Raw genomic sequence first — 17,170 nt, 5'->3', positions numbered from 1 at the left:
TTAAATTTTTCTATTATCTATTACTCTTTTAGATTTTCCCTCGGTCCTCTCTATAGTTTTAGGTTCAACAAGCCTTACTTTGACTGCCAACCCTAAAGTGTCGTGTATTTTGCGTGTAATCTCCTTGTTCAGATCTTCTAGCCTCTTAACTTCATCTGAAAAAAGTCTATCAGATACTTCAACAAGCACTTCTAGAGTATCAAGATTATTTATCCTATCTACGATAAGCATATAATGAGGCTCTGTATCACCAATTTCAACTAATACACTTTCTATCTGTGATGGGAATACATTTACTCCCCTGATAACTAACATATCATCAGTTCTGCCAATAATTTTCTTCATTCTGATGTGTGTTCTCCCACATTCACACTGGTCAGGTATCAAAGCAGTTATATCCTTAGTTCTATATCTTATTACAGGTATTCCTTCTTTATTAATAGTGGTAAAAACCAATTCTCCCTCTTTTCCATAAGGCAAGGACTCACCTGTTTCAGGATCTATTACTTCGGCGATAAAATAATCTTCAAATATGTGCAGCCCATCCTTGCATTGGCATTCACTTGCAACGCCAGGTCCGATAACTTCACTTAGCCCATATATGTCTATAGCGCTAACACCCAGTTTTTGCTCTATTTCTTTCCTCATATTTTCAGTCCATGGTTCAGCACCAAATATTCCATATTTCAACTTAAACTTTTGCCTGTCTATTTTTAGTTCCTGCATAGTTTCAGCTATATAAAGTGCATATGATGGAGTACAAGCTAAAACATCAGTTCCAAAGTCTTTCATCAGCATCAACTGACGCTTTGTATTTCCACCTGATATAGGTATAACCGAGGCACCTATTCTTTCTGCACCGTAATGGACCCCTAAACCTCCGGTAAATAACCCATACCCATATGCAATTTGTATTACAGAGTTCTTGACAGTGCCTCCACAGGTAAGGGTTCGGGCCATAAGTTCCGACCAGCTTATAATGTCCTGTTTAGTATATCCTACAACAGTAGGTTTACCAGTAGTGCCTGATGATGCATGTATTCTAACAATCTCACTGAGCGGAACTGCAAACAGTCCATAAGGATAGTTATCCCTCAAATCCTGTTTTGTAGTAAAAGGAAGTTTTTTAAGGTCATCAACAGTTTTTATATCTTCAGGCATTATTCCTACAGCTTGCATTTTCTGCCTGTAATAAGGAACATTTTGATATACTTTGTGTACTGTATTTACAAGTCTCTCATTTTGAAGTTCTACCAATTTGTCCCTATCCATACATTCATAGGTAGGATTCCAGTACAACATTACCACTCTCCTAAAATAATTATAATCTATATCCTCTCTCAAATGCTTCTATATTTATATCTATTGTCTTTTCAGGTACCGTATTTTTTATTGCATCTATCCATTTTTGTTTTTCAATATTTATATATTTAGCAAGAACTCCTAATAATACAGTGTTGACTGTCTTTATATTCCCTATCCTGCTCGCTATGGCCAGTGCATCTACAGGTAAAATATTTATGTTGCTAGTCTCTAATTTAGGAATAATATTATCAGGATATTGTGCATTACCCGTTATGACAGGCATAGGATCCACTTGTTGTTCATTGACAATCACTACACCATTTGGTTTAGCAAAATCTATCCACCTATACGCTTCTAGCTTTTCAAAAGCGAGTATCACATCTGCGCCCTGCCTAGGTATTATGGGGGAATCAACTTGTTCTCCGTATCTTACATGGGTTACAACACTACCACCTCTCTGTGCCATCCCATGTACTTCAGAGAGCTTTACGTCATATCCATTATTTAAGAAAAGATTCCCCAATATCCTGCTGGTCAATAGCGTCCCCTGACCCCCTACTCCTACAATAAGAATACTTTTATTTGTTTTGCCCATCAGTTTCACCCGCCTTTGTTATTGCATCAAACTTACAAACACTAACACATAATCCACATCCATTACATAATGCTGGATCTATAACCATCCTACCGTTTTTGTTTGCAATAGCTGGACAGCCTAATTTCAAACATGCTTTACATCTTTTACACTTTTCATTGTCTATCGTGTATCCTTGTACATTTTTGCGTTTTTCTAATAGAGCACAGGGTCTCCTTGAAATAATTACAGAAGGCTGATCGGAATTTACTTCTTCTTTTATTATTTTTTCAGCCTGATGTATATTAAAAGGATCTATCACTCTCACTCTCTCTACACCGATAGCATTAACCAATTTTTCTAGGTCAAGCTTGTATGTGGCTTCATCTTTTATAGTCTTACCGGTAGCCGGATTATCCTGGTGTCCCGTCATACCCGTTGTAGAATTATCCAATATTATTACTGTGCTATTTCCCTTATTATAAACCACGTCTATAAGTCCAGTGATACCCGAGTGTATAAAGGTCGAATCTCCAATAACTGCAACGACTTTTTTGCCAAAATCTCTTCCCCTAGCTTTTTCCATGCCTAGAGCGGTGCCTACACTAGCTCCCATGCATATACAAGTATCTATCGCCTGTAAAGGAGGCAAAGTACCCAATGTATAACAACCGATATCACCCGTCACTATCAGCTTTAATTTGTTCAATACATAAAATATACCTCTGTGAGGGCATCCGGGACACATAACAGGAGGTCTAGCCGGCAGCTGTCCTTTGTCGATCAAGGCCTGGCTCTTTTCTCCTATGATCTTTTCCTTAATTATTTCTGAACTCATTTCACCTTGTCTGGAAAACAACTCTTTCCCGATCACATCTAGACCCCAAGATTTTATCTGCTCTTCAAAAAGTGGTTCTAATTCCTCTATTATATAAACCTTTTCAAATTTTTGTACAAAATCATTGATCAGCTTTTTAGGAAGGGGATGTACCATTCCAAGCTTTAGTACCGATATATCATCCATAGCTTCCTTTACATACTGATATGCAATGCCGCTAGTTATAATTCCAACCTTATTATCTGTTGACTCTATAGTATTTATATCAAGCTGATCTGCGAAACTTTGTAGTTTATTCATCCTCTCTTCCACTACTACATGCCTTTTTTTAGCCATAGCAGGCATCATCACATATTTTTGGGCATCCTTCTTATATTCCTTCAATTCTATATTATTCTTATCTCCTATATCTACTATTCCTTGAGAATGAGATATCCTAGTAGTTAACCTTAATAATACCGGCGTATCGAATTTTTCACTGATATCAAATGCCATTTTCACATATTCCTTAGCTTCCTGACTACTTGCAGGCTCAAGCATTGGAACATGTGCAGATCTGGCATAATACCTGCTGTCCTGTTCATTCTGCGAGCTGTGCATCCCCGGATCATCTGCAACCACAATCACCAAGCCAGCATTTACGCCGGTATAGGAAACTGTGAAAAGCGGATCAGCAGCAACATTGAGTCCCACATGTTTCATGCACACCATAGCCCTTGCTCCTGCAATGGCTGCACCTATCCCTACTTCTAGCGCTACCTTCTCGTTAGGAGACCATTCACAATATACATCATCATATTTGGATATAGCCTCGGTAATTTCGGTGCTGGGCGTCCCGGGATATGCTGTACATACCTTCACGCCAGCTTCATAAGCCCCTCTGGCTATAGCTTGATTTCCAAGTAAAAGCTGTTTCAATTATATTCACCCCATCTTAAAATTTGTTTATTCTGTTTTTTCTAGCTTAATTCAAATAAATTTATCCATAACCACTCTACCATCTACCGATTGACTTGACTTATCTTTCAAGTGCTCACCATAAATATCCCGAGGGAATATATATAAAATATGTGACTCAGGATATGGCTGAGTAAACTTGCTCACCAAAAAAGCAATAACAATTGGTACAATCATAGCTATTGAGCTTGTTATAGGGATTAAAGATGGATCCATCCTTACATATAGGGCACCTGCTACAGCAGAAAACAAACCTGTTATAACGCTTGCCCAAGCCCCTGCTTTTGTTATACCCTTCCAATATAATCCCATAAGATACGGAGCTAACAAAGAGCCTGCAACAGCTCCAAATGAGATGCCTGACAATGTAATTATTACATTTGGAAGCATAGCAATTACAAAAGACAACGCTACAAAAACTCCACATAATATCCTCATTAAATTCATAACTTTTTTTTCAGCCATATCAGGGAATATTATCCCTTTTACTAAATCTATAGCTATAGCCGAACTAGATGCAAGTACTATTGAAGCCAGTGTTGACATGGATGCCGACAGCACAAGCAATAATATTATTCCTGATACCGCGTCAGGCAACGCCGTGCTTATAATCTTAGGCATTATAATATCAGGATTTACCGGCAATTCATTATCAAAAAATAATCTGCTAAAAGAACCAGTGAAGTACGCACCAAAGGTTATTAAAAAAGCAAATGCTGTGGAAACAATGGTAGCTTTTTTAATAAAAGTTTCATCCTTTATAGTATAAAATTTATGAACCATTTGTGGTAAACCCCAACTGCCCAAGCTGGTCATCAATACAAGGGAAAATATTGAAAGAAATCCCGGAGGTCCAACTGGTTCAATCAACTTATGATCAATTTGACTAAGCTTTGCTATGCCGCTGGAAAATCCCCCTACATTTGGGCTGGTGATTATATAAAAGAGCAAAAAAACTACCCCAATAATCATAATAAAAGCTTGAACAAAATCGGTCAAAGTTGAGGCTATATAACCACCCATCAAAAGATAAAATGCAGTCAACAAAGCCATTATAAACATGGAAGTAGTATATGGGATATTGAATATATGCTCAAATAAATAACTCAACCCCATATATACTGAAGCAGAATATGGTATCAAAAAAGCAAAAATTATAACTGCTGTCACCAATTTTAACATCTTGCTATCATATCTTTTTTCTAAAAACTCAGGCATTGTAGATACGTTTATCCTGTTTGTGATTTCCCTTGTCCTTTTCCCCAATACCTTCCATGCTAGATAGCAGCCTATAACTGCATTACCTAAAACTATCCATAAAGAAGACAACCCAAAACCCCATCCTGTTTTGCCTGCATATCCTATGAATAAAACAGCTGAAAAATACGCTGTTCCATAAGAAAAAGCAGATATCCATGGCCCTATCGATCTGCCACCCAGAAAAAAGTCATTTAATGTATTTGTTTTTCTCTTGCTGATAATTCCAATCCCTATAAGAATAACAATATAAATACATACAAATAAATACTTCATGAACTACCATCCTTCCATAATACAAATTTAATAATTTTTTGAAACCTTCCATACTACTATTCTACAAAATATCTTGGTACCCATCATACATTTGCTTTATTTAGACTCTGTTTATCAAATTATATATATTTTTTCACATAGTCTTTAAAAATTATCGGCACAGCTACCAATAATCCAATCATTGCAATAGCTAATATTAATTTGCTTTTGCTAAAATTTCTTATGGAACTTCCAAAATAGCTATAAACAAATGTGCCTGGGAGTATGCCAACCAATGTACCAAATGCAAAATCTTTAAACGTTATATTAGACAAACCTGCCCCATAGCTTATAACATCTACAGGGAGCACGGGAATAACTCTCATCAATAGGATGATCTTAAACCCATGTTTTTCACTATTATCATTAAAAGTTTTTAGCTTGCCCTTCAAAATTTTATCTACAAAATCCTTGCCTAGTTTCTGAGCTAGCCAATACGCAATAAATGAACCTAGCGTAACTCCTATACTTGTATAAATAGTGCCTAATGCATATCCAAACAAAATTCCACCTAAAATAGAAAAAATACCTACAGGAAGTAGTAGCAAAGGTCTTAAAGTACATAAAAGAATAAATATCAAAGGAGCCCACGGGCCAAAAGAATTTAAAAATTTTTTCAGGTTGTCTACCTCAAATTGTTTGCTTATCCCTGTTTCATGAACTATTAAAGCTATTAGCAGTATAACTACAACAGGAATAATAAATTTCAGTAAATTTATTTTAGTTTCCTTATCCATTGACTCTCCCTCACATATGCTTATAACTTTTTTAGATTATATCACTTAATAATTTTTTTAACAACTATATAAAAATAAAAAAAGGCTTTGCTTAAGCCTTAAAAAGATATATAATCAATGAACATCTCCTGAAAATCCATCCTTGAAGACAATTCAATATATTGAATTTTCCTCCTCAATTCTTCTGTCAGCATTAAATGTTCGTGCGATAATAGTGCGATTTTTGCACCTACGCCTGCACCATTGCCTATGGGAATTATTCTGTCTTTAAGGGGGTCAGGAATGATGCCTATTCTAACAGCATTATCGTGGTCTATATAATTGCCGAAACCTCCTGCTAAATATACGTTTTTTATATCTTGCAATTTTATTTTCATCTCATTAATGAGTATATTTATACCTGCTGCGATAGCACTCTTGGCAAGCTGGACCTCCCGTATATCTTTTTGGCACAGGACTATTTCTTGTTCTTCTAGCCTTTCTATAAGAAAAGCAGGTTTGCCATCAACTTGTATAATTCTTTCTATCCATTTTTCACCTTTTTTATCTTCCAGCTCCTCTTTAGACCTTATTCTCCCTGTGTTGTCAATAATCCCTTTATCCAACATTTCAGCAATTCCATCTACAATTCCTGACCCGCAAACACCGATAGGCTGCTTTCCCCCTATCGTTTGGTATCTACAATCATCGTCTATATATACTTTATTTATGGCCCCTTCTATGCCTCCTACACCATTTTTTATATGCGCTCCTTCAAATGCCGGACCAGCTGCAACTGAGCAACAAATCATTTTATCTCTATTCCCTAGGGCTATCTCGCCGTTTGTCCCAATATCTATAAGCAAACTTATATCATCAGTTTTATACATTTCACTAGCTACTATTGCAGCAACTGTATCAGCGCCTACATAACCGGATATGCAAGGAAGATAACTTATGATACCGTTAGGATTAATTGCTATACCTGCCTGTTTCGCTTTAGTATCATATTTTTTAGTGATAACCGGAATAAATGGTGAAAGGGCGATGTTTTTTACAGGCAATGCCAACAACAGATGCAACATTATGGTATTGCCTACAACTATTAATTGATAGATATTATTTCTACTGATTCCATTATTGCTGACAAAATAGGCGATCATACTATTGATTTCGTCCAATATCAACTGATTTAATACTTTTATTCCTTGGCTGTTTTCTATAGAAAAATCACATCTAGATATCACATCGCTTCCATAAGCAGCCTGAGGATTTAAGCTGGAATAAACATCTATCTGCTCCCCAGAATTTATATTGATCAGGTAACCGGCTATAGTAGTGGTACCGATATCCAGTGCAATACCATAGTTGTTCTTCTCAGTATTTCCCTGCTCTACGCCCAACAAAGTATCTCCACTATATGCTATTGATATATCATAATCACTTTTCCTTAAAATCTCTGATAAAGTTGATAAAACATTTTTGGGTATGTATTTAAAATCTATTCCAATCCCATCTTCCAACCTTTGCACGTCACTACGCTGATCACTGACAGACGGAATCCTCAGTTTTATATTCTCCTTTTTTACGTTTCTCTGATAATCACTATCAATGCTGGTTTTTATAGCTCCATCTATCATAACACTTGCTTTGCTTTGATCTTTGGTGTTTATCTCTATTTTTATGTCACCATACACCTTAACCCTACAAGCAAGCCTAATCCCTTGTTTTTGTTCAAGAATTGAAAGATATGTCTTCTCAACCGCATCAATATAACTAATATTCTCATGGCCTTCTAAAATGGTAACCTTGCATTTTCCACAGGTCCCTCTTCCACCACAAGGTGACTCGATAAACAAATCATTGCGTTGCAATAATGATAACAGAACCTGTCCTTTTTCTGATACTAACACAACCTTTTGATTTCCTTTGTTCACAATTACATTACACATTTCAATCCCCTCAATATTAATTTCTATAAAGATATTCAAAGCTATTTTTCAAACCAATTATCAATGTATATTAAACTATAGCACAATCAATTTTATTAAAAAAGAATATTTTTGCAATATATGGTTTAATCTTGTTATCTAAAAAACTTTGTTATAAAATCTGGAATTGCCCCCCACAAAACCACAACACCTATGACTACAAATAGTGTACCTGCTATTACTTGTAATATTTCTACAGGTATATACTTTGCTATTACATCTCCAAAAATAACAGCTAATAGAGTTACTAATACAAGGGCAAGTGATGCCCCCAAAAATATCGGAACAGGTTGTTTATTCTGCGTTACCAGAGTAAAAACCGTCATTTGCGTCTTGTCTCCTAGCTCAGCTAAAAATAACAATCCAAAAGCTGTGAAAAAAAGTTTCCAGTTCAATATATTGCCTCCTACCTTATTGAATTTGAAAAATCCGGGTTCAACCCCGGATTTTAATATTTTACCATCATTCTAAGCTCATCAAGATTTGCAAAATCTAAGTTTAAAGCCTTTCCCACCCCTGGATGGGTTACTTTCCCTTCGTAAGTGTTCACTCCCCTGGCCAGGTGCTCTTCCTCAATGATAGCTTTAGTAAAGCCTTTGTTGGCAATTGTCAAAGCGTATGGGATGGTTGCATTGGTCAAAGCAAAAGTAGATGTCCTAGGAACAGCCCCAGCAATATTGGGCACAGAATAATGTATAACACCATGTTTGATAAATGTTGGTTTATCATGAGTTGTCATTTTATCCATTGTCTCTACCGAGCCTCCCTGATCAATAGCAAAATCCATCACTACAGAGCCTTTCTTCATATCTTTTACCATATATTCTTTTATTATACTGGGAGCCATTGCACCTGGAATCAACACTGCACTTATGACCAAGTCAGCTTTTTTACACGCATTAGCTATATTATATGTGTTGGACATCAGGGTAACAATTCTTCCGTTAAAAATATCATCAATATAGGCTAATTTTTTTATATTGATATCCAATATTGTGACTTCTGCACCGAGTCCTGCAGCCATTTTTGCAGCATTAAGTCCTGCTGTGCCTGCGCCTATAATAACAACTTGAGCTGGCGGAACACCAGGTACACCTCCTAACAATACACCTCTGCCGCCATTCATCCTCTCTAAAAGCCTTGCACCTATTTGTATTGACATCCGTCCTGCTACTTCACTCATAGGCTTTAAAAGAGGCAAACTCCCATCCTCCATTTGAACCGTTTCATAGGCAATTGCAGTTACTTTTCTTTTAAGAAGCTCTTCTGTTAATTTCTTATCAGGAGCAAGATGTAAATATGTAAACAATATTTGATTAGGTCTAAGCGAATTGTATTCTTCAGGCAAAGGTTCTTTTACCTTTAAAACCATCTCAGCCTTTTGATATATCTCCTTATTGCCGGATGCAATGATTGCCCCTGCCCGCTCAAAATCATCATTGGAAATACCGCTTTTAATACCCGCATTTTTCTCAACAATTACCTTATGTCCAGCATTCCTAAAAGCTATCACCCCTGCAGGTGTAATAGCCACCCTATTTTCATTATTCTTCAATTCCTTTGGAATACCAATTATCATTTAAAACACACTCCCTAACCTTATATAAATAAAAGTCACAAATAGCATATCATTTAACTAACATCTATATATAAGAAATATTATACCACAAATGTAAGTGATTTTATATTAATTCAATCAACAAATTTTTACATAAATAAAAGATAGAGCATACATATAGCATGCTCTATCTTTTATTTCCTATTTATTATAATCTTTTTTAAGCTATCAATTCTTTGGCAAGTTCTGCAGCTGAAGCTGCATCAGCCGAATATCCATCTGCACCTATTTCATCAGCAAAATTCTGAGTTACAGGTGCACCTCCCACCATTATCTTTACTTTGTCCCTCATTCCCGCTTCTTTAACAGCTTCAATAGTTTCTTTCATGGCGGGCATTGTAGTAGTAAGCAATGCGGACATAGCCAATATATCTGCTCCTGTGTCTTTTACCGCATCCACAAATTTTTCAGGTGATACATCTATCCCTAAGTCCTTTACTTCAAAACCTGCTCCTTTCAACATCATGGCAACAAGATTTTTGCCTATATCATGCAAATCACCTTTCACTGTTGCGATTACAACAGTCCCAACAGGCTTAACATCACGTTCAGCAAGCAATGGCTTAAGAACCTCTAGTCCGGTATTCATTGCTCTTGCTGCTATTAATACTTCAGGCACATATACTTCATTATTTTTGAAAAGTTCCCCTATTTCACCCATGCCTACAATAAGAGCTTTATTTACTATATCCTCCGGGACAACGCCTTCCTTCAGTGCACTTTCTGTTAATTCTTTTACCCTTGGAGCGTTTCCGCTTTTTAATGCATCAGCTATAGCTCTAAAATCAGCCATTTGAACTCCTCCTCCTTAAAATAAAATGCAACTACGCAATTTAAAATCGTCACAATCAATATTTTTATAGATAACTACCTTTTAGCTAATTATGATTATATCAAAGATATATATTTATTACTCGTTGCTATCTTGTCATAATTAGCAATATTTTGCTATACATAATTCTAAAGGCCCTTTCTGAATTGACTAGGTGATAATCCCACAGTTTTTTTAAATACCTTGCTAAAATAGCTAGCATCTTCGTAGCCTACCTCATAAGCTATTGCAACAATAGATAAAGGCGTGGAATCTAATAATTTCTTTGCGTTTTCTATCCTTACACTGGTCAGATATTCAACAAAAGTTATGTTTAGCTCTTCTTTAAAAAGATGACTCAAATAATACGGGCTTATAAATACACTTTGTGCGACTTTATCCAAGGATAAATCAGTATTATAGTTCTCATTTATAAAATCCAATGCATCACTCAATATCTTAGCGTTTTTTACGTTTCTAGTTTCATATACTGTATCTAAAAATATATCCAATACTTTTACGATCCACTGGCATAATAGTTCAAAGGAATCAATATTTGAAAGTTCGCTTATAAAATTATAGTTCATGCCTAGCAATTTTTCTAATTTTGCTCCACCTTCTACAGCAGCTCTTGAGATGCCTACCAATAATTCTAGCATCCTGGCCTTTATCACTTCTAGATTTCCTGCCATCTCAAAAAATATACTACCTAACAAATCATTCAATATGGCTTTTGCACTTATTCTATCTCCTATCCTTACCATATTTAATAATTCTTTTTCTTTTTCAATAGGATATTCACATCCGACAGCCTTTCTTTCAAGGACTTTCAGAGTTTCTTCTGCCTTTTTTCTTTCAAATACTGCCTCTGCCAATTTAGCTTGCTGTTCATTCAATTCTTTTCTATGCTTCAATACCAGCATCCCAGTCTGAGCTATATGATTAGCAGTAACAAACAACAAATCAGCAGCTGCCTGAACATTTTTGCTGGAAAGCACCTTAAGGTTTCTGCTTGCAACTATTAACGATTCCCTGCTTATATCAAGGTCTTTTGACCTATCCAACAGCTCCTTTATTGCCAGCTCGTCCCACTCCCACATCCATACTGGACCACAGCTCACACTTCCAAGATAGTAATCTTTAAACATTATAGGAGCTGAAAATTCTATAAGTCCTGCATGACATCTATAGATGTAGGGCTCTCCTAATTCTGCGGCTTGTTTTCCCGCCTTTAACATAGATGCCTTACATCTATCCTTCCCTTTTTCAGTATCCTGAATTATTTTACAAAATTCGCACTTTTTATAATAATTTTGGGGAACTATCTTAAATTCTCCCTGTTTATCTAAGAAAATAGTCCCTAAATCTGTAGCTAATATAAACGAATTTAATAATTTCTCCATTACCGGTATATCTATTACTTGTTCTATATCTATATCATCTATATTCAGCATTATACTCCCCTCCCAACCATCAATCGTTATCAATATTATTAGTATAAATTCCATAGAACTCTAATATTTTTAATTATAGATATCAATTAATAATACCAAAAAATATAATTATATTATAATATTTATATTTTCAGCTTTAATGGTAGTTATCTATATACTGATTACGAAAGGGTTTCTCATGAAATATCACATGTTTTTGCTAACAAATTTTAAAATAATAATAAAAAATAAATTTGTAAAAATATTTGCCTATTGCTTATTTGTGCTCATTACAGCTAAATTAATCTCTATTCAGAATATGATATTTATCCCTGATGATACTTTGTACATATTGATGTTTTTAGTCGGTATCATATTCACAGACAAATGGTTCTATATCGAAACTCTTGGCTTTAAATCAAAAAACTTACATAAGTCCATCATATATGGATTATTGCCTACAATAGCTTTTTTCTTTCTCTATAACACATCCCGTTTTTATCACCACTTAAATATAGACATATACATCGATGCTCGTACTATATATTATATATTATTTATTAGTTTTATTGAAGAACTCTGGTTTCGAGGGATCATATTATCTGCCTGTGATTTTTTATTTAAACCATCAAACTCAATAATATTAACATCTTTATTGTTTACATTTATGCATTTAAATTCAAGTTTAGTCAATATGATCTATATTTTTTCGATCAACTTTATTTGGACTTTGGTAAAATATCGTACACAAAACATCTATGGCTGTATAATATCACATGCTATAATAAATATATTAAGTTATTTAATGTAAAAAGGAAAATCTCTATGAATATACTGTAATATGCTTTTTAGATTTCTAATATTATATGCATCATTGTTTTAAAAATTTATAAGTAATTTTTTGAATATTTTTGATATATGTGGGTAAAATAATGGCAATAAGAGGTAAACTGATTCTATTTAAATCTCTCATCAACAAAACCATATATAAAAAACCGGTTGAATATCAAGCCGGTTTTTTATATATGGTTTTATATTTGTCCAAATAATATTCATCTTCCATCAGTATCATTCCAAGTCTCTGGAATAGTAGATACAACATCATCATAAATTTTGCACTTTCCGTCATCCCAATGTTTACACTGTTCACAGGATAATAAATTGTTTGAAGACATCATCTCTCTGGATATAGGCCTATATTCAGGACACCTTTGAGCAACAGACATCCTCTCCTGTTTGCTGGTATAATCTTGCATTTTCATCACTCCACTACAAAAATATATTCATTATTTTTTGCTATTTTATACTGCATTCATTTTATTGCTTTTTACCTTTAGGCTGGACCATTTACCACAACGGTCTCCCCACCTTGCAAATATACTTTCATTTGATATCAACTCTATTACTTCACAATTGTTTGAACAACCATTGCATTGAAAGCTATTAACATTAAATTTGTTATTTATGATAGAAAGCCCTTTGAAACTAGATTTTTTCTGCTTTGTGTATTTTTCTTTAGCAAGGATAGCTACGCCAATTGCACCCATCACTTCATAGTGTTTCGGTACAAAAACGTCAAATCCCAATTGCTCTTCAAAAGCCCTTTTAATTCCTACATTGGCGGCAACCCCTCCTTGAAATATTATTGGTGGCTTGATAGTTTTCCCTTTTGCAACATTATTTAAATAATTTCTCACCAATGCATGACAAAGACCATTTATTATATCTTCTTCATTATGCCCTAACTGTTGCTTGTGAATCATATCTGACTCAGCAAAAACCGCGCATCTGCCTGCAATCCTCACTGGTGTCTTAGATTTCAAAGCAATTTCTCCAAACTTTTCTATACTTACATTTAACCTAGATGCTTGCCTATCTAAAAATGATCCAGTACCAGCTGCACAGACAGTATTCATAGCAAAGTCTGTGATCACACTGTTGCTTATTGTTATTATCTTTGAATCTTGGCCACCAATCTCAATTATAGTATTAACATCTTTAACTAAATTTAAAGCGGCTACCCCATGAGCAGTTATTTCATTCTTTACAATATCCGCTCCTACAATAGCAGAAGCTAGCTGTCTACCACTTCCCGTACATCCAGCTGATAATATTGGAATGTTATTAGGTATTTTGTCTTTTAAAATATCAAAACCTTTTTGCAAAACCTTGATAGGCCTTCCTTCAGTCCTTAAGTATAATTTTTCAATTACATTATCTTTATTGTCTATAAGAACGAGGTTTGTGCTCACAGAACCTAAATCAACTCCAAGAAACAGCCCGTCCATCTTCCAGCTCTCTCCTTTCTTTTCTTCGCCTTATCAAATCTACAAAGGCTTCTAATCTTGTCATATATCCTGCTTCACCTGTCAATTCATCCACAACAAGGCTCATTATTGGTATATTACAATCTCTCTCTACGGTAGGAAGAATAGATTGTGCCACTATTTCCGGCATACAAGTAAAAGGTAGTATCTGTATAACACCATCATAGCCCTGTTGTGAATATAATACTGTATTACCTATACATTGCCGTGCATGCCCTCCAATACATAAATCTAAATATGGCTTTGCAGCATCATTTATTTCCTGTTCTTTTTCCACCCCTATAAACCTAGAGAAAGTATTGTTTATCCAGCTGCTAATACTCATGGATCTATTCACTTCTACCCCTAAATTTCCTAATTTCTGCTCTATAAATAAATTCACAAACGGTTCAATTATTGTATATATTTCTCCTACAATTCCAATTCTCACCATTTCCCTACTATAATCAGTATCTATGAGTAAAAGCTTATTTACAGCATGGTCAATCTCTTTGAGAATATCATCCGGTCCAACTGCATTCATTACCCTTCTTCTATAATCCATATAAATTCTATCGGTTTGCCCAGCAACCTTTTCCCTAGGTCTTACCTCAAAGGATAGCTTGTCTAGATAATCGGCACGACATATTATCTCATAGGCTTTTTTGAATCCTTGGACAATCTTTTTGATCTTTTTTCCACCAAATATTTTGTTGGCACGCCTAATTAATTGCATGATGTTGCCTCTCGGAGGATCAAATATTATTATATCTACATCATATCCTAAATCTTCTAGTATCTTTTGTTGGACAATCCCATAATATCCAAACCTGCAGGGGCCACAACTTCCTGTAAGCATTATAGTATCTGCCCCCCTCTCTATACTCTGTATATAGTTTCCAAGGTTTATCTTCAACGGCAAACATGCTAATTCAGGAGAATATTTTGTGCCAATCTCTAAAGTCTCACTGCTGCATAATGGAGGCACAATAACATCAATTTCTAAATAATCCATCAATCCTTTTGCAGCCATATAAACATTACCCATGTGTGGAAATGTAATTTTCATCTTTTTCCCTCCACTCGATCATATCAATAAACGCTTCTAATCTAGTTATAAAACCCGCTTCACCTGTATGTTCATCTACTGTAATAAAAGTTAACGGCATATCAGATACTTTAGTAATTCCACGATACACTAGCTCCCAAATAAATGCATCCTGACCACATCCAAAAGCTGATAAATATACAATTCCTTTTATTTTAGGATTTCTAGCAAAATCCATAGCAGCCCCATATATATTTTTTGCTATACTCCAAAACATTTTTTTAGGCAATCTTTTGTCTTCTCTATTTATAGTCTTTTCACTCACCATTTCAGACGTCATTACATCATAGCCCATTCTATCCAGTTTTTTAACTATATCCATGCTTATATAGCTATCATATATATTATATGGATGCCCTATTAGCCCTATTAACTCTCCATTTATTTCCCTTTTTGCAATGTTGTTTTTGCTTTTCATAATATCAATTGCTTGATCAGGCAGATACCCTTCACACATCAAGCGTTTATATTCCCTTAAGCTGTTTAAAGCCTTTATATAAGCTTTTAATATTTCAGCACTGCTATCGGTAAAATTTTTTCCCAATTCATATACTGCCCTGTATATTTGCCTATTATTCCTATTCATATCCAGAGTCGTATCTATTATGTCAGGAACCCCTTTTATACTGTGTTTTAACATTTCGGGTAAACCACAAAACTTAGGACATACAAATTCATCCTTACATAAACTAACTATTCTAGGTACAAAAATTTTGTCACATTTGTCTTTGAGATATTGAACATGTCCATGATATATTTTGACTGGAAGGCAAGCATCGTCAACGCATAGCTTAACACCTTGATCCATAATACGTTTTGTGGTTTGAGGTGTTACAATCACTTGTACATCAAAGTATTCAAAAAAAGTCTCCCAAAACGGGTAATGATAATAAAATAATAAACCTCTAGGTATCCCTAATTTCATTGAAACACCAACTCCTCATCTATACATTGACAATAGTATGCACATTTTTCCATAAAAATATAAGCACATCTTGTACATTTAATGTTTTTGTTATATACTTAAATTATTAAAACAATGGATTTATTATATTGAGGGGGTATAAAATGAAAAGTGTAAACATTAGACTTCAGATGGCAGAGAACGTAAAAGATTTTGTTAACATTGTTTCTAGATATCCGTATGAAATTGATTTAAAGTCCGGTAGACATTTAGTGGATGCAAAATCAATCCTGGGCATATTTAGTCTCGATTTAAACAAACCTCTCACCCTAGAAATATATGATGATAATTGCGATGACTTGCTTTCTGATATAAAAAAATTTATTGTTGAATAATTATGACACCAAATACATATGGGAGACTAAAAGTCTCCCATATGTATTTATTATCTTCTTCATTCAAATTGCGGAGTGCTAGGCTCTGAAATACTGCTTAAAGCATCTCCTGCCTCATCTTTATATATAGGCTCCACTGCAAGATCACCTATCGATACTACTCCTACAATTTTATCATTTTCTATAATCGGCAGTCTCCTTATCTGATTTTCAGCCATAATCTGAGCTGCCTGATATGCTTCCATATCAGGAGTTCCATATATTACTCGTTTTGACATTATGCTCCCCACATTAACATTGCTAGAATCCAATCCTTGTGAAATATTCCTTAAAACCATATCCCTATCAGTGATCACCCCTACAACACGGTCTGCTTCACATACAGGCACAAACCCGATATTGCTGTCTTTCATTTTTTGAGCTACAGCAGTTAAGGATTCTTCAGGCTGTGCAAAAACGATATTAGGAGTCATTATATCTTTAAGTTTTATAAAGATCACCTCCATATTGTTTCATTCTCTATTATCATACTCATTTATATTATTTTTAATCACTTTAACCAACACCATAAATTCACATAACAACCATATTTTGTTTAGAATAAATCTTTCAGTATTAATTAAACTAAATATAGATGATAAT

General features: G+C 34.8%; 16 protein-coding genes. 1 reads left to right on the top strand and 15 read right to left on the bottom strand.

The window, feature by feature from the left end; all coding sequences use genetic code 11:
* From PHP06_01785 to PHP06_01720, 14 genes are all read right to left on the bottom strand, one after another.
* A complete protein-coding gene (locus PHP06_01785; protein ID MDD3839291.1) occupies positions 1 to 1,302 on the bottom strand; it encodes a phenylacetate--CoA ligase in 1,302 nt (433 codons plus the stop codon).
* Positions 1,303 to 1,321: 19 nt separating this feature from the next.
* Positions 1,322 to 1,900 carry an indolepyruvate oxidoreductase subunit beta gene (locus tag PHP06_01780; protein ID MDD3839290.1) on the bottom strand — a complete coding sequence of 193 codons (579 nt, stop codon included), beginning with the start codon at positions 1,898 to 1,900 and terminating at the stop codon, positions 1,322 to 1,324.
* Positions 1,884 to 3,635 carry an indolepyruvate ferredoxin oxidoreductase subunit alpha gene (gene iorA / locus PHP06_01775; GenBank protein MDD3839289.1) on the bottom strand — a complete coding sequence of 584 codons (1,752 nt, stop codon included), beginning with the start codon at positions 3,633 to 3,635 and terminating at the stop codon, positions 1,884 to 1,886. Before iorA ends, PHP06_01780 begins: the two co-directional genes overlap by 17 nt.
* 51 nt (positions 3,636 to 3,686) lie before the next feature.
* A complete protein-coding gene (locus PHP06_01770; protein MDD3839288.1) occupies positions 3,687 to 5,207 on the bottom strand; it encodes a sodium/solute symporter in 1,521 nt (506 codons plus the stop codon).
* Between the two features lie 119 nt (positions 5,208 to 5,326).
* Entirely contained in the window at positions 5,327 to 5,983 is a 657-nt protein-coding gene (locus PHP06_01765; protein MDD3839287.1) for a TVP38/TMEM64 family protein, read from the bottom strand.
* Positions 5,984 to 6,081: 98 nt separating this feature from the next.
* A complete protein-coding gene (locus tag PHP06_01760) occupies positions 6,082 to 7,914 on the bottom strand; it encodes an ASKHA domain-containing protein (GenBank protein MDD3839286.1) in 1,833 nt (610 codons plus the stop codon).
* 134 nt (positions 7,915 to 8,048) lie between these two features.
* Positions 8,049 to 8,348: a TMEM165/GDT1 family protein gene (locus PHP06_01755; protein ID MDD3839285.1), complete on the bottom strand. Its 300-nt coding sequence runs from the start codon at positions 8,346 to 8,348 to the stop codon at positions 8,049 to 8,051.
* A gap of 53 nt (positions 8,349 to 8,401) precedes the next feature.
* Positions 8,402 to 9,532, bottom strand: coding sequence for an alanine dehydrogenase (ald, locus tag PHP06_01750; GenBank protein ID MDD3839284.1), 1,131 nt, complete (start codon positions 9,530 to 9,532; stop codon positions 8,402 to 8,404).
* 199 nt (positions 9,533 to 9,731) lie between these two features.
* Entirely contained in the window at positions 9,732 to 10,364 is a 633-nt protein-coding gene (locus tag PHP06_01745; protein MDD3839283.1) for a corrinoid protein, read from the bottom strand.
* A gap of 167 nt (positions 10,365 to 10,531) precedes the next feature.
* On the bottom strand, positions 10,532 to 11,836 hold the full coding sequence (locus PHP06_01740) for a PocR ligand-binding domain-containing protein (protein ID MDD3839282.1): 1,305 nt from the start codon (positions 11,834 to 11,836) through the stop codon (positions 10,532 to 10,534).
* A gap of 1,031 nt (positions 11,837 to 12,867) precedes the next feature.
* Entirely contained in the window at positions 12,868 to 13,071 is a 204-nt protein-coding gene (locus PHP06_01735; GenBank protein ID MDD3839281.1) for a hypothetical protein, read from the bottom strand.
* A 45-nt stretch (positions 13,072 to 13,116) separates the two neighbouring features.
* Positions 13,117 to 14,103: an acyl-CoA dehydratase activase gene (locus PHP06_01730; protein MDD3839280.1), complete on the bottom strand. Its 987-nt coding sequence runs from the start codon at positions 14,101 to 14,103 to the stop codon at positions 13,117 to 13,119.
* Positions 14,078 to 15,190: a CoA protein activase gene (locus tag PHP06_01725; protein ID MDD3839279.1), complete on the bottom strand. Its 1,113-nt coding sequence runs from the start codon at positions 15,188 to 15,190 to the stop codon at positions 14,078 to 14,080. Before PHP06_01725 ends, PHP06_01730 begins: the two co-directional genes overlap by 26 nt.
* A complete protein-coding gene (locus PHP06_01720; protein MDD3839278.1) occupies positions 15,162 to 16,154 on the bottom strand; it encodes an acyl-CoA dehydratase activase-related protein in 993 nt (330 codons plus the stop codon). Before PHP06_01720 ends, PHP06_01725 begins: the two co-directional genes overlap by 29 nt.
* Before the next feature lie 143 nt (positions 16,155 to 16,297).
* Between PHP06_01720 and PHP06_01715 the strand changes: the two genes are divergently transcribed.
* Positions 16,298 to 16,528: an HPr family phosphocarrier protein gene (locus PHP06_01715; protein ID MDD3839277.1), complete on the top strand. Its 231-nt coding sequence runs from the start codon at positions 16,298 to 16,300 to the stop codon at positions 16,526 to 16,528.
* 59 nt (positions 16,529 to 16,587) lie between these two features.
* Here the strand turns inward: PHP06_01715 and PHP06_01710 are convergent, their stop codons facing one another.
* A complete protein-coding gene (locus tag PHP06_01710) occupies positions 16,588 to 17,034 on the bottom strand; it encodes a CBS domain-containing protein (protein MDD3839276.1) in 447 nt (148 codons plus the stop codon).
* Between the last annotated feature and the right edge of the window lie 136 nt (positions 17,035 to 17,170).

This window comes from Clostridia bacterium (genome assembly GCA_028698525.1).
In the GTDB taxonomy this organism is placed as follows: Bacteria; Bacillota; Clostridia; order JAQVDB01; family JAQVDB01; genus JAQVDB01.
The sequence above is the reverse complement of the archived record's forward strand: the minus strand, read 5'-3'. Positions and strand labels throughout refer to the sequence as shown.

Bases quoted from the DNA above. Each gene is read 5' to 3' on its own strand.
- PHP06_01725 (MDD3839279.1), bottom strand. From the start codon at position 15,190: ATGAAAATTACATTTCCACACATGGGTAATGTTTATATGGCTGCAAAA.
- PHP06_01745 (MDD3839283.1), bottom strand. From the start codon at position 10,364: ATGGCTGATTTTAGAGCTATAGCTGATGCATTAAAAAGCGGAAACGCT.
- PHP06_01765 (MDD3839287.1), bottom strand. From the start codon at position 5,983: ATGGATAAGGAAACTAAAATAAATTTACTGAAATTTATTATTCCTGTT.
- PHP06_01760 (MDD3839286.1), bottom strand. From the start codon at position 7,914: ATGTGTAATGTAATTGTGAACAAAGGAAATCAAAAGGTTGTGTTAGTA.
- PHP06_01780 (MDD3839290.1), bottom strand. From the start codon at position 1,900: ATGGGCAAAACAAATAAAAGTATTCTTATTGTAGGAGTAGGGGGTCAG.
- PHP06_01735 (MDD3839281.1), bottom strand. From the start codon at position 13,071: ATGCAAGATTATACCAGCAAACAGGAGAGGATGTCTGTTGCTCAAAGG.
- PHP06_01740 (MDD3839282.1), bottom strand. From the start codon at position 11,836: ATGCTGAATATAGATGATATAGATATAGAACAAGTAATAGATATACCG.
- PHP06_01785 (MDD3839291.1), bottom strand. From the start codon at position 1,302: ATGTTGTACTGGAATCCTACCTATGAATGTATGGATAGGGACAAATTG.
- ald (MDD3839284.1), bottom strand. From the start codon at position 9,532: ATGATAATTGGTATTCCAAAGGAATTGAAGAATAATGAAAATAGGGTG.
- PHP06_01720 (MDD3839278.1), bottom strand. From the start codon at position 16,154: ATGAAATTAGGGATACCTAGAGGTTTATTATTTTATTATCATTACCCG.
- PHP06_01730 (MDD3839280.1), bottom strand. From the start codon at position 14,103: ATGGACGGGCTGTTTCTTGGAGTTGATTTAGGTTCTGTGAGCACAAAC.
- PHP06_01715 (MDD3839277.1), top strand. From the start codon at position 16,298: ATGAAAAGTGTAAACATTAGACTTCAGATGGCAGAGAACGTAAAAGAT.
- PHP06_01770 (MDD3839288.1), bottom strand. From the start codon at position 5,207: ATGAAGTATTTATTTGTATGTATTTATATTGTTATTCTTATAGGGATT.
- PHP06_01710 (MDD3839276.1), bottom strand. From the start codon at position 17,034: ATGGAGGTGATCTTTATAAAACTTAAAGATATAATGACTCCTAATATC.